Origin of the sequence: Lysobacter sp. BMK333-48F3, assembly GCF_019733395.1 — a bacterium.
GTDB lineage: Bacteria > Pseudomonadota > Gammaproteobacteria > Xanthomonadales > Xanthomonadaceae > Lysobacter.
In genome coordinates, this window is record NZ_JAIHOO010000001.1 from 3,276,529 (window position 1) to 3,288,990 (window position 12,462).

Below are 12,462 nucleotides of genomic sequence, written 5' to 3' on the forward strand. Positions count from 1 at the left end.
AACGTCGCATCGGGCCGTGTCGGTCAGACGACACCGCACCTTCGTTAACGCAAAACCCGGCCGATTCAGGCCGCGCCAGCGGTCCGGCCGGGTTGCGTCGGGGAATTAGGCGGGCAGGGTATACGTACCCGTATGGAGTAGAAACTCGGCCAGCGCCGGCCGGCGGCTGGCCCGGCCGCTGGCCCGTGCTCAGGCGCCCGCTTGCGCCGGGTGGTCGGCGCGGTAGCGCTCGAACGCGGCGATGCCGTCCTCGACCGTGATCAGGTCCATGACCCCGTCGTGCTCGATCTTGCGGCCCCAGCCGATTTCGGCCGCGGGCTTGCCCAGGTACTTGCGCGCGGCGTCGTCGTAGCGGTCGGCGCAATAACGGCGGTCGCTGTAGGGCCCGCTGCGCGCCGGATTGCTGGCCGCGTGCAGGCCCAGCACCTTGGTGCCCATGGCGTTGGCGATGTGCATCGGCCCGGAGTCGGGGGTCATCAGCAACTGGCCGCGCTCGAGCAAGGCCGGCAGTTGCTTGAGCGTGTCCTTGCCGACCAGGTCAAGCGCGGGATGGCGCATCGCGGCCAGGATGGCGTCGGCGGTGTCGCGTTCGAGCTGGCTGCGGCCGCCGCACAGCACCACCCGCCAGCCGCGGTCGGCGGCGTGGTCGGCGACCGCGGCATAGCGTTCGTTGCGCCAGTTGCGCAGCACGTGGCTGGAGCAGGGCGAGATCAGCAGGGTCGGCACGCCGTCCTGCGGCCACTGCGCCCGCGCCCATTCGCGCGCCTCGTCGGGCACCGGCAGGTCCCAGCGCACTTCGGTCTGGCGCAGCCCCAGCGGTTCGCAGAAGCTGCCGATCGCGTCGAGCACGTGGATGCCTGGGCGATCGGCGATGCGTTCGTTGACGAACAGGCCGTGCAGGTCCTTGGAGCGGGCGCGGTCGTAGCCGACCCGGCGCCGGGCCGGAACGAAGGCCGACAGCAGGTTGGCGCGCGCGGCGACCTGCATCTGCAACAGCGCCTCGAAGCGCCCGTCGGGCAGTTCGCGCTGGCGCAGCGCGCGGCCGACGGCGCGCATGCCGGCCAAGCCGGTCTTCTTGTCGTACTCGACGAACTCGACCCCCTCCAGGCCGTCGAGCAGGCGTCGTTCGCCCTTGCCGATCAGCCACACGATCGAGGCCTGCGGGCGCGCCGCGCGCAGGGTCCGCACCAGCGGCACGACATGGGTCACGTCGCCCAGCGCCGACAGGCGCAGCAGGCATAGGGAAGGCGAAGAACTGAGAGGCGATTGGCTCACGTGCTTGTTAGACTCGGACGGATGACGGGTTATGACGCCGCCGAGGGACTGACGCCGTACCGCGACGACAGCGGCTACGGTGCGATTCTGTTCGACCGCGAGCGGGTGCAGCAAGCGCTGCCGGAGTGGTTCTCGCCCGCGCACTGGGGCGCCAAGGCGCGTCCGGTCGACAGCGGCGGCCGCGGCGGGGCCTGGTTCGTGGACGCGCCGTTCGGCCAGGCGGTGCTGCGGCGCTACCTGCGCGGCGGCCTGGTCGCGCGCTTCAACCGCGACCGCTACTGGTGGCAAGGCGCCCACCGCACCCGCAGTTTCGCCGAGTTCCGCCTGACCCGCGAGGTCGCGCGCAAGGGTCTGCCGGTGCCGATGCCGGTCGCGGCCTGGTACCGGCGTGACGGGCTGCACTATTACGCGGCGATCCTGATCGAGCGCCTGAACGACGTGCGCTCGCTGGCCGACCGCGCCGCGGTCGCCGGCGACGGCGCGCCCTGGGAGGAGGCCGGCCGGCTGATCGCGCGCTGCCACCGCGCCGGGCTCGACCACGCCGACCTCAACGCCACCAATCTGCTGTTCGACAGCGGCGGCCGCGGCTGGGTCATCGACCTGGACCGCGGCGCGATCCGGATCCCGGCCACCGCCTGGCGCGAGCGCAATCTGGCCCGGCTGCTGCGTTCGCTGCAGAAGCTGCGCGGCGCGCGCTCGCCGGCCGAGGTCGAGCGCGATTTCGCCCGACTGCGCACGGCCTATGACCGCGCCTGGGAACGTGGTTACTGAAAGAGTGTTCGGTCAAAGGCGAGGGTGGGCATGAGTTGGCGGTTGCGTCTGCACGGCGTCGGCAATGCGTCGGCGGTGGAATTGGGTTCGGCGATGGCGACGCTGGAGCGCGACGGCGAGCCGTGGCTGACCGTCGACTGCGGCGGCGAAGGCCTGACCGCGTATCTGGCCCACTACGGCCGGATGCCCGAAGCGCTGTTCGTCACCCACACCCACCTCGATCACGTCGCCGGCTTCGAGCGCTTGTTCGTCGCCCACTATTTCGATCCGGCGAAGCGCGGCAAGGTGCGCCTGTACGTGCCGGCGCCGGTGGTGCCCTTGCTGCACCAGCGCGTGGCCGACTACCCCAACGTGCTGGCCGAGGGCGGGGTGAACTTCTGGGATGCGTTCCAACTGGTTCCGGTCAGCGGCCATTTCTGGCACGACGGCCAGCGCCTGGAAGTGTTCGCCACCCGCCACCATTGGCCCGACAGCGCCTTCGGCCTGCGTCTGCGCGGCAGCGCGATCTGGACCGGCGACACCCGGCCGATTCCCGAGGTATTGGCCAAATACGCCGACGCCGGCGAACTGATCGCCCACGACTGCGCCCTGCACGGCAACCCCTCGCACAGCGGCATCGAGGACCTGGAGCGCGAATACCCGCGCGAGTTGCTGAACCGCTGCGTCCTGTACCACTACGGCAGCCGCGAGGAAGGCGACGTGCTGGCCGCGCGGGGGTATCGTGTGGGCAGGCCGGGCGAGGTGATCGAGCTGGCCGAGCCCCATCAGACCCAGGTGCCGTCCTAGGTGAATGCCGTCGCAGCGCAGGAGCTTGCCGCACGGGCCGCTGGCGAAGCGGCGCCGGCGCTGCCGCTCGACCGGCTCGGCCGGCCGCTGCGCGACCTGCGCCTGTCGCTGATCGAGGCCTGCAATTTCCGCTGTCCGTATTGCATGCCGGCCGATCGGGTCGGCGACGACTACGGCCTGGACGCGGCCGGGCGGCTGAGCTTCGACGAGATCGAAACCCTGGTGCGCGGCTTCGTCCGCATCGGGGTCAGCAAGCTGCGCCTGACCGGCGGCGAACCCCTGCTGCGCAAGCGCCTGCCCGAACTGATCGCGCGCCTGGCGGCGATCCCCGGCCTGGACGATCTGGCCCTGACCACCAACGGCTCGTTGCTGGCGCGACAGGCCAAGGCCCTGCGCGAGGCCGGCCTGCGCCGTCTCACCGTCAGCCTGGACGCGCTCGACCCGGCCTTGTTCCGGCGCCTGTCCGGCGGCCGCGGCGAGGTCGCGCAGGTGCTGGCCGGGATCGATGCGGCGCATGCGGCCGGGTTCGGGCCGATCAAGCTCAATTGCGTGGTCCAGCACGGGGTCAACGAAGACCAGGTGCTGCCGCTGGTCGAGCGCTTCCGCGCCGGCGGCGACGTGCTGCGCTTCATCGAATACATGGACGTCGGCAACTGCAACGGCTGGAGCCAGGCCGGCGTCGTGCCCTCGCAGGCGCTGCGCGACCGGATCCATGCGCGCTGGCCGTTGCGCGCGCTCGACGCCAACTACCGCGGCGAAGTCGCCTCGCGCTACGGCTTCGTCGACGGCGCCGGCGAGATCGGCTTCGTCTCCTCGATCAGCGCGCCGTTCTGCGGCGACTGCCATCGAGCCCGGGTCTCCGCCGACGGTCGTCTGTACACCTGTCTGTTCGCCGCCGAAGGCAGCGATCTGCGCCCGCCGCTGGCCCAGGGCGAGGACGCCTTCGCCGCCCACCTGGCCCGGCTGTGGTCGCAACGCGGCGACCGCTACAGCGAGTTGCGCGCCGCCGACGCGCCGCGCCCGCGCCGGCATGTGGAGATGTTCCTGATCGGCGGTTGAGCGCTGCGGCGCGGGCCGTGCGGAGCGGGCACAATCCAGGCATGAACGCGATCGCCGCTGCGCATGTCCAGCCGACCGGGGCGCAGCGATTGCGCAGCCAGGGTTTCCTGCTCTGGCCGGGCGCGCTGTCCGGCGCGGACCTGGCGCGGGCGGGCGCGCAGGCCGATGCGGCGGTGCAGGGGCTCGACGAGGCCGAGGCGGGCAGCCGCGATCTGCTCGCCCACGCCGGTTGCGCGGCCTGGGTCGCGCCCTTGCGGCGCCTGCTGGCGGCGTCGGACGTGCTCGACGCGGACGCCGTCGCGGTGCAAGCCAGCTTGTTCCGCAAGAGCGCGTCGCGTAACTGGAAGGTCGCCTGGCACCAGGATCTCTCGGTGCCGGTCGCCGAGCGCATCGAACATCCGCAGTTGCGCGGCTGGTCGCGCAAGCAGGGGTTGGATTTCGTCCAGCCGCCGGTGGGATTGCTGGCACGGCTGACCGTGGTGCGCCTGCACCTGGATCCCTGCGGCGGCGGCGACGGTCCGCTGCGGGTGGTGCCGGGCTCGCACCGGCACGGGCGTTTGCGCGCATCGCAGGCGCAGGCATTGCGCGCCGGCGCGGGCGAAACCGAATGCAGCGCGCAGCCCGGCGATCTGCTTATCATGCAACCCTTGCTGCTGCATGCCTCGTCCAAGGCGGTCCGACCGCAGGGCCGGCGGCGGGTGCTGCATTTTCTGTTCGGACCGCGCGAGCCGGGGTACGGACTACGCTGGAGTGTGACGATTTGAGCGCCGATTCCGCCCTGACCCATATCGATCGCGACGGCCGTCCGGCGATGGTCGACGTGTCCGCCAAGGCGACCACCGCGCGCGAAGCCGCGGCGCGTTGCCGGGTGACGTTTCCGGCCGCGGTCGCCGCGCAGTTGCGCGCCAGCGGGCTGCGCAGCAAGAAGGGCGCGGTGATCGACACCGCGATCGTCGCCGGCACGATGGCGGTCAAGCGCACCCACGAGCTGATTCCGTTCTGCCATCCGCTGCCGATCGACGGCTGCCGGATCGCCATCGACTGGGACGGCGAACGCAGCCTGGCGATCGATTGCGCGGTGCGCACCACCCATCGCACCGGGGTCGAGATGGAAGCGTTGACCGGGGCCACGGTCGCGGCGCTGACCGTGTACGACATGTGCAAGGCCTTGTCGCATGCGATCGTGCTCGGCCCGGCGCGGCTGCTCGGCAAGCGCGGCGGCAAGCGCGATTTCGGCCGCAGCGGATTCGCCGAGGACGCCATCGCGGCGGCGAAGCCGCGCCAAAGCGCCGCGAAGCGGGCGGCTGTGGCCAAGCCCGCTACCGTCAAGCCTGCCGCAGCCAAGCCTGCCGCGGCCAAGCTTGTCGCAGCCAAGCCCGCTGCAGGCAAACGCGTTGCCGGCAAGCCGGGCCCGGCGCGGCCGGCGCGTGCGCGTCGCGGAGGCGCCGCATGAGCCGTCTGACCGTGCTGTATTTCGCCAGCCTGCGCGACGCCGCCGGCGTCGCCAGCGAAACCGTCGACGCCGACGCGGCCGATCTGCGCGCGTTGTACCAAGTCTTGCGCGCGCGCCACGGTTTCGCCCTGCCGGTGGAGCGGCTGCGGGTCGCGGTCGACGGCGCCTTCGCGCGCTGGGACGACGCGCCGCGCGCGGGCAGCGAAGTTGCCTTCATTCCGCCGGTGTCGGGAGGCTGAGCGATGACCCGGTTCCGATTGTCCGAGCAAGCCTTCGACATCGCGCCGCTGCGCGAGCGCCTGCTCAGCGAACGCGCCGGCGCCTACGCCAGCTTCGAAGGCTGGGTGCGCGACCACCACGGCGGCCGCGCGGTGGCCGGCCTGCGCTACGAGAGCTATGCCGCCCTGGCCGCGGCCGAAGGCGAGCGGGTGCTGGACGAGGCGCTGGAGAAATTCGCCATCGTCGAAGCCTGCTGCGTGCACCGGGTCGGCGAGCTGGCGATCGGCGAACTGGCGGTGTGGGTCGGGGTCAGCGCCGCGCACCGCGACGCCGCCTTCGCCGCCTGCCGCTACATCATCGACGAGACCAAGCGGCGGGTGCCGATCTGGAAGCACGAGCGCTACGCCGACGGCGCCGCCGACTGGCTGCATCCCGAACCGCCGTAAACGCGGTCGCGCGAATGCGACGCAGGTGCGCGGCCGCTGGCCGGCGTTACGCTAGGCTCCGCTCGACGCCGTCGCGCGCTGTCGCGAACCTCATCGGAGCCGGACCGCCATGCGCTTGCGATCCCTGGGACTGGGCCTGTATCTGCTGATCGCGCCTGCGGCCGCGGGCGAACTGCTGGTCGGCAACAAGGCGGCCGACACGGTCTGGCGCCTGTCGCTGGACGACGGCCGCAAGCTCGGCGAATTCGCCAGCGGCCACGGCCCGCACGAAATCGCGGTCGACGGTGCGCTGGCGGTGGTCGCCGATTACGGCGACAAGGACGCGCCCGGACATACCCTGACCGTGCTCGATCTGCAGGCAAGGCAAGCGCCGCGGCGGATCGAGCTGGGCCGCCATGGCCGCCCGCACGGCCTGCGCTTCCTGCCCGGCGGGCGCGAATTGCTGGTCACCACCGAGGCCAGCGCGCACTTGCTTCGGGTCGACGTCGCCAGCGGCCGGATCGTCGCCGAGATCGCGCTCGGCGAGGGCCGCGGCCACATGGTCGCGCTGAGCGCCGACGGCGCCAGCGCCTACGTCAGCAAGATCGACCGCGGCAGCCTCAGCCGCATCGACCTGGACGACAACCGCAAGACTGCCGAAGTCGCCGCCGGGGCCGGCGCCGAAGGCCTGGCGGTGCGGCCCGGCAGCGGCGAAATCTGGGTCGGCAACCGCGACGCGGGTACGGTGACGGTGCACGACCCGCGCGACCTGTCGGTTCGCGCGACCCTGGACAGCCCCGGCTTTCCGATCCGGGTTGCGTTCACCGCCGACGGCCGCTACGCCCTGGTCAGCAACGCGCGCGCGGCGACGCTGTCGGTGTTCGACGCGCGACGCAAGCGCCTGCAGGCGCGCATCGCCTTGGCGCGCGAGGGCGCGCAGTACCGCGACACGCTGCTCGGCCGGGCCGCGTTGCCGATCGGGGTCGTCGCCGATCCGCAGCGGCCGCGCGTCTATGTCGCGATCAGCGGCGGCGACGAGATCGCGGTGATCGACCGTCGCCGCTGGCGGGTGACGGCGCGTTGGCCGACCGGACGCGAGCCCGATGCGCTGGCGCTGACGGCGGCGCCCTGAGCGGTTTCTTCAGGCGTCGAGCGCGACCGTCGCTTCGCCCTGGCGCGCGGCGCCCGGGGTGATGCCGAGCACGCGCTTGAACGCGCGCGAAAACGCGGCTTCGGACTGGTAGCCCAGTTGCTCGGCGATGTCGGCGACGGCGCGGTCGCCTTCGCGCAGCCAGGTCAGGGCGATGTGCATGCGCCAGCGCGCCAGGTATTGCATCGCCGGCTCGCCGACCAGTTGGTGGAAACGCGCGGCGAAGGCCGAGCGCGACATCGCCGCGACTTGCGCCATCGCCGCCAGGGTCCAGGCGCGCGCCGGTTCGCGGTGGATCTGGGCGATCGCGCGGCCGATCTGGCGGTCCTGCAGGGCGCCCAGCCAACCGCTGCGCGCGGCCGGATCGCGTTCGATCCAGGTGCGGATGGCCTGGATCACCAGGATGTCGGCCAAGCGGGTGATCACGGTTTCGCTGCCGGGGCGCAGCTCGCTCGCTTCGCTGGCGACGAAGCGCAGGGTGCTGCGCAGCCAGTCGCTGCGCGGACCGTCGTCGGCGTCGTCGCGGCCGACGTGCACGACCTGCGGCAGCAGGCCGATCAGCCGCTGCGCGGCGGGATGGTCGAAACGCACCACCGCGCACAGCAGCCGCGCCGGCGCGCCGCCGCCGCCGAGGCGGATCACCTCGTAGCGCTCGCCGGCCTGCGCTCGCGGCAGATCGAACAAGGGCGTGGCGAGTACGCCCGGCCGGCTGCACAGGCGATGGCCGAGGCCGTGCGGGACCAGCAACAGGTCGAACGGCCGCAGCGGCAGCGGCGCGCGGCCGTCGAGCTCCAGCCAGCATTCGCCCTGGGTGACCACGTGCAGCATCAGGCACTGCGGCATCGCCGGCAGGGCCAGCCCCCAGGGTTCGCTGAACTCCGAGCTGCAATAGAACGCGCCGCTCATGCGCAGCGAGTGCAGGGCTTCGCCGAGCGGATCGAGCGGCGACCAGACGTCGGGGGCGGGCATGGGGGGAGTGTGGGGCGCCGCGGTCGCCCAGGGCAAGGCGTCGACGCTGAGGAGACAGAAGACAGCGGCTGCGGGATTCCGAGTCCGCGCTCCCGCCCTCCTGGACGCGCGATCAAGAATCCGCGACGCCCCGGCATGGGCCGGCGGCGGCCGCGGGACGAGAGTGGGCGGCAACGAAGGCGAGCCCGCGACACGGTTCTCGCGCTGCTGGTTCCTCGTTTCTTTCCCCTCGTTCCCAGCCCCAACAGGAGTTCCGCCATGTACGTCGTCATGGGCGCCACCGGCCACACCGGGCGAGCCATCGTCCACCATCTGCTGCGCGCCGGCGTGCCGGTGCGCGCGCTCGGCCGCAACCGGCAACGCCTGGCGCCGCTGGCCGCGGCCGGCGCTGAGGTCCGCGCCGGCGATCCGGCCGATGCGGAGTTTCTCGCCGACGCCTTCCGCGGCGCCGCGGCGGCCTATACCTTGCTGCCGTACGAGATCTCGGCGCCGGGCTATCACGTCGCCCAGGACCGCCAGGGCGAGGCGATCGCGCGCGCCCTGCACAGCAGCCGGCTGCGCCATTGCATCGCCCTGAGCAGCCTCGGCGCCGATCTGGAACAAGGCACCGGGCCGATCCTGAGCATGCGCCGGCAGGAGCAGCGTTTGAGCGCGATCGACCGACTCGATCTGCTGGTGTTGCGCGCCGGCGCGTTCATGGAGAACTTCCACGGCGCGCTCGGTTCGATCCGCGCCTGCGGCTGGGTCGGCGACGCGTTCGCGCCGGACGCGCCGCTACCGATGATCGCCGCGCGCGATATCGCCGAAACCGCGGCCTGGGCCTTGCTGGCGCGGCGTTGGCGCGGGGTGGAGGTGCGCGAGGTGCTCGGCGAGCGCGACCTGAGCCATGCCCAGGCCACCGCGATCCTGGGCGAGCGCCTGGGGCGGCCCGACCTGGAGTACCGGCAACTGGACGCGGGCGATGCGGTGGACGCGCTGGTCGGCGCCGGCTTCGCCCCGGACCTGGCCGCGGCCTATGTCGAGCTGGCGCACAGCATCAACGCCGGGCTGATCCGGTCGCTGCAGGGGCGCAATGCGACCAACACCACGCCGACCCGGTTCGAAGACTTCGCCGCGGAGCTGGCGCAGGCCTGGCGGGCGATGTGAGGGGAGAGGCGCGCGACGTAGGTGCGGTCGGGCGTTTTCGGGCCCGGAAAAGGCGGCGGCCCCGCAAGCGTGACTCCGGCGCCCGAATCAGTCGATACCGTTGCTGCCTTCCGGCCCTGGCGGGGTTTTCGACCTATCGTCGCGGAGGCGCCAACGGGGCCACCATAGACTCGGCGATGCGCGGGCGCGTCGCGAGGCCCGGCATTCTGCCTGAGCCCCCGCCGCGACGCAATCGCGGCGGGGGCCGGCGTTCAGCGCGGCGGTCCTGGCATGCGGCGGCGCGAGGGATGGGCCGTTCGGCCGTAGAATCGGCGCATGCGCCTGGCAGTGCTCTCCGATATCCACGGCAACCTCGCCGCGCTCGAGGCGGTGATCGCCGATTTCCGCGCCCGCGGCGTCGAGCGCGCGCTCGACCTGGGCGACCTGCTGTCCGGGCCGCTGCAAGCGCGCGAAACCGCCGACCGCCTGATCGGCCTGGGCTGGCCGACCATCGCCGGCAATCACGAGCGCCAGGTGCTGAACGACCCGCCCGAGCGCATGAGCGCCTCCGACCGCCATGCCGCCGGCGAATTGCGCGCCGACCAGCGCGATTGGCTGCGCAGTCTGCCGCCGAGCCTGCGCCTGGACGATGAGGTGCTGCTGGTGCACGGCACCCCGGCCAGCGACCTGGAATGTTTTCTGGAAACCGTCGATGCCGGCGGCATGCGCGCGGCCAGCGCCGCGGAAGTCGCCCGGCGCGCCGGCGCCGATCCGGCGCGGCTGATCCTGTGCGGCCACACCCACGTGCCGCGCGCCGTGCGGCTCGACGACGGCCGCCTGATCGTCAATCCCGGCAGCGTCGGCCTGCAGGCCTACGCCGGCGAACACCCGCATCCGCACCGGGTCGAGAACGGCACGCCGCAGGCGCGTTACGCCATCGTCGAACGCGACGCCCGCGGCTGGCATGCGCAACTGCTGCAGGTCGATTACGACTGGGGCGCGGCGGCGGCGCTGGCCCGGCGCAACGGCCGCGAAGATTGGGCCCGCGCGCTGCTGACCGGCCGGGTCTAGACGCCCGCAACGGTTCATCGCGCGCTGGTTCCCTTCGCCGGCTCGCTGCAGGAGCGGCGTAAGCCGCGACACGGGACGCGCAGCGCCCGCACCGCCCTTCGCCCCTCGAAATCGAAGCAAGCGCTTTCAGAGCAAGGCGCACGTCCTGTGCGCCGCCCCTGGGATTCGCGATCGTTCCTACGGCCGCCGTTTGGCGGATTCGTCGGCGCAACAGCCGCCGAGTCTTCGCTCTGAGCTGCGGCGCGATCCACGATCGCAACGGTTCACATCAACGCTGCACCACGAACGTCGCCGCGGTCGCGTTCAAGGTGTTGCACTGCTCGAACAACAAGCGGTCGCGGTTGACCGTGGCATAGGACTCGTGCCGGCCCATCAGCTGGCAGGACTGCCACTTCACGAACGGCATGTCGCCGTTGCGCGGGCGGTAGGTGACCGGGAACGACACCGGGCCGACCGAGGATACGTGCGACCAGGCCGCGTCGGTGCAGCTGATGAAGGTCAGGCTGCCGTTCTTGGCGTCCCAGCCGCAGTTGAGCAGCTTGCTGCTGGTCGAACGCAGCTCGAAGCGCACGCCGATCACCACCAGGGTCTTGACCGTGTTGGAATGGCTCTGCGCCGGCAGGTCGAAGAACACCGACGGCACCTGCGGGTCGGTATTGGTGTGGATCCACGAGCCGCCGTAGACGTTGATGTAGCCGCCCTTGGCGAAGCGCAGCAGGGTGCCGCTCTTGTACTCGAACTTGCAGTCGCGGAACCAGAAATTGAGAAACTGGTCCTGCTGGGAGAATTCCGGCGACATGCCCGAGTGCAGGAAGGCGTCGCTCAACACCACGTCGTTGGTCAGGTGGCAGCGGTTGAACGACCACTCCGAATTGAGGTTGGAATCGCTGGGGCCGTCCAGGCCGATGATGCGCTCCCACGGCCCGCGCCATTCGACGTCGTCGAAGGCGAAGTCCTGGTTGGAATCGTTGACCGCCGACCAGGCGAACAGCCAGCTCAGGCCGGCGCGTGCCGAACGGAAGCCGATCTCGCGCACCCGGAACTGGCGCAGGCGGCCGGCCGCGGTCATCAGGTTGTTGTTGAAACGGTCGCCGCTGACCAGCGGCGCGTCGAACAGGATTTCCGAGCTGCGCTTGCCCTGGCCTTCGATCACGTAGTTGCGCAGTTGCGGGCCGACCATCGGCAGCAGCGCGTCGGCCTTGGTCACCCGGTACACGCCGGCGGGGAAGTACAGATGATGGGTCAGCCAGCCGTTGCTGTTGACCGAAGCGAACACCGCATCGCGCGCGCGCTCGATCGCCGCGGTGTCGTCGGTGCTGCCGTTGCCGAGCGCGCCGTGGTCCTTGACGTTGACCCGGCCGTCGGCCGGCAGCGCCAGGGTGCCGACAGCGGCGGCGGTGCGGCGCGGCGTCGGCGCGACGGCCGCGGCGGCGGCCGCACCGGCGCCGGCGGTGGCCGCGGCCATCAGGCCGGCGGCGCCGATCAGCTGGCGGCGCGAACGCGAAGTCGGAGTGGCGTCGTTGCCGGAAGATTTCTTGCTCATGAGAATCCTTGTGTAGTGGATGCGCCCGCAAGGGCGAGGGCCGCGACGGCGGCGGGGGCGAACGCGGGTGGAGCCGGTCCGTCGCAAGCCGCGCGCAATCTAGGCGCGACGCCTCGATGGAATTGCGATGCGCAACGCAGTTCGCCTGTGCAACTGCGATGGCAGTTGTAACGAAAGGTTGTAGTGAGTCCGCAGTCGCGCTCTGTCCATACGCCGACGCGCCGCACTGCGACCGCCGGTCGGCGATGGAAGGCGCTTGCGCTGCATTGCGTGCGTTGGCCGCGCGACGATGCGCCGCGCGGCGGACTGCGTCGGGTATGGCGCGATGCCGGCGCGCGGGTGCTCAAGCCGGCCGGGGCAGGTTGTCGGTAGCAGGCCGTCGAGAGCGCAGGTCGCCGGGAGTAGACCTGTCAGAGCAGGAGAGCGATGGAGGCAAGGTGGCTGCGGACGGTACGGCCCGATCGTCGAGCGGGATGCAGCGGGTGGCCATCGCCGATGAAACAAAAATGCCCTCGAGCGGACTCGGGGGCTTTCTTTACTTCAACTTAATCGCGCCGGACTGCAATCGGCATCTGGTCGAGAACACGCCGCATGCGGCCTGGTACGCCGCGCCTCG

12 protein-coding genes, 1 other RNA gene and 1 pseudogene are annotated in these 12,462 nt (G+C 71.6%); 10 read left to right on the forward strand and 4 right to left on the reverse strand.

Translation table 11 applies throughout. From position 1 onward, the window contains the following. Positions 1 to 189 precede the first annotated feature (189 nt). Complete coding sequence (locus K4L06_RS14035) at positions 190 to 1,275, reverse strand: glycosyltransferase family 9 protein (RefSeq protein WP_221671954.1); 1,086 nt, start codon at positions 1,273 to 1,275, stop codon at positions 190 to 192. Positions 1,276 to 1,296: 21 nt separating this feature from the next. Here K4L06_RS14035 and K4L06_RS14040 point away from each other — a divergent pair, with 21 nt between their 5' ends. The 8 genes and pseudogenes from K4L06_RS14040 (at position 1,297) to K4L06_RS14070 (ending at position 7,120) form a co-directional block, all read left to right on the forward strand. Continuing rightward, complete coding sequence (locus K4L06_RS14040) at positions 1,297 to 2,046, forward strand: 3-deoxy-D-manno-octulosonic acid kinase (RefSeq protein WP_221671955.1); 750 nt, start codon at positions 1,297 to 1,299, stop codon at positions 2,044 to 2,046. A gap of 30 nt (positions 2,047 to 2,076) precedes the next feature. Continuing rightward, a complete protein-coding gene (locus K4L06_RS14045; protein ID WP_221671956.1) occupies positions 2,077 to 2,832 on the forward strand; it encodes an MBL fold metallo-hydrolase in 756 nt (251 codons plus the stop codon). Between the two features lie 60 nt (positions 2,833 to 2,892). Continuing rightward, positions 2,893 to 3,891 carry a GTP 3',8-cyclase MoaA gene (moaA, locus tag K4L06_RS14050; RefSeq protein ID WP_221673635.1) on the forward strand — a complete coding sequence of 333 codons (999 nt, stop codon included), beginning with the start codon at positions 2,893 to 2,895 and terminating at the stop codon, positions 3,889 to 3,891. A gap of 41 nt (positions 3,892 to 3,932) precedes the next feature. After that, a complete protein-coding gene (locus tag K4L06_RS22630; protein ID WP_255595130.1) occupies positions 3,933 to 4,655 on the forward strand; it encodes a phytanoyl-CoA dioxygenase family protein in 723 nt (240 codons plus the stop codon). Further along, positions 4,652 to 5,122, forward strand: a pseudogene (gene moaC, locus K4L06_RS14055) (cyclic pyranopterin monophosphate synthase MoaC); the annotation flags it as partial. The gene K4L06_RS22630 and the pseudogene moaC, both read left to right, overlap by 4 nt. A gap of 218 nt (positions 5,123 to 5,340) precedes the next feature. Continuing rightward, positions 5,341 to 5,583: a molybdopterin converting factor subunit 1 gene (moaD, locus tag K4L06_RS14060; RefSeq protein WP_221671957.1), complete on the forward strand. Its 243-nt coding sequence runs from the start codon at positions 5,341 to 5,343 to the stop codon at positions 5,581 to 5,583. A gap of 3 nt (positions 5,584 to 5,586) precedes the next feature. After that, positions 5,587 to 6,009 carry a molybdenum cofactor biosynthesis protein MoaE gene (locus tag K4L06_RS14065; protein ID WP_221671958.1) on the forward strand — a complete coding sequence of 141 codons (423 nt, stop codon included), beginning with the start codon at positions 5,587 to 5,589 and terminating at the stop codon, positions 6,007 to 6,009. A 109-nt stretch (positions 6,010 to 6,118) separates the two neighbouring features. After that, positions 6,119 to 7,120, forward strand: coding sequence for a YncE family protein (locus K4L06_RS14070; RefSeq protein WP_221671959.1), 1,002 nt, complete (start codon positions 6,119 to 6,121; stop codon positions 7,118 to 7,120). 9 nt (positions 7,121 to 7,129) lie between these two features. On the opposite strand, the gene K4L06_RS14075 is transcribed toward K4L06_RS14070, so the two are convergent. Further along, the gene (locus tag K4L06_RS14075) at positions 7,130 to 8,107 is read right to left on the reverse strand and encodes an AraC family transcriptional regulator (protein ID WP_221671960.1); all 978 of its coding nucleotides are present in this window, start codon (positions 8,105 to 8,107) and stop codon (positions 7,130 to 7,132) included. A 258-nt stretch (positions 8,108 to 8,365) separates the two neighbouring features. On the opposite strand from K4L06_RS14075, the gene K4L06_RS14080 reads away from it, so the two are divergent. After that, a complete protein-coding gene (locus K4L06_RS14080; RefSeq protein ID WP_221671961.1) occupies positions 8,366 to 9,253 on the forward strand; it encodes an NAD(P)H-binding protein in 888 nt (295 codons plus the stop codon). A gap of 59 nt (positions 9,254 to 9,312) precedes the next feature. Here K4L06_RS14080 and ffs read toward each other — a convergent pair. After that, positions 9,313 to 9,409: signal recognition particle sRNA small type (gene ffs / locus K4L06_RS14085), an RNA gene on the reverse strand. Positions 9,410 to 9,568: 159 nt separating this feature from the next. Here ffs and K4L06_RS14090 point away from each other — a divergent pair. Beyond that, entirely contained in the window at positions 9,569 to 10,303 is a 735-nt protein-coding gene (locus tag K4L06_RS14090; protein ID WP_221671962.1) for a metallophosphoesterase family protein, read from the forward strand. Positions 10,304 to 10,571: 268 nt separating this feature from the next. On the opposite strand, the gene K4L06_RS14095 is transcribed toward K4L06_RS14090, so the two are convergent. Further along, positions 10,572 to 11,846 carry a glycoside hydrolase family 55 protein gene (locus K4L06_RS14095; RefSeq protein ID WP_221671963.1) on the reverse strand — a complete coding sequence of 425 codons (1,275 nt, stop codon included), beginning with the start codon at positions 11,844 to 11,846 and terminating at the stop codon, positions 10,572 to 10,574. Positions 11,847 to 12,462: the final 616 nt, after the last annotated feature.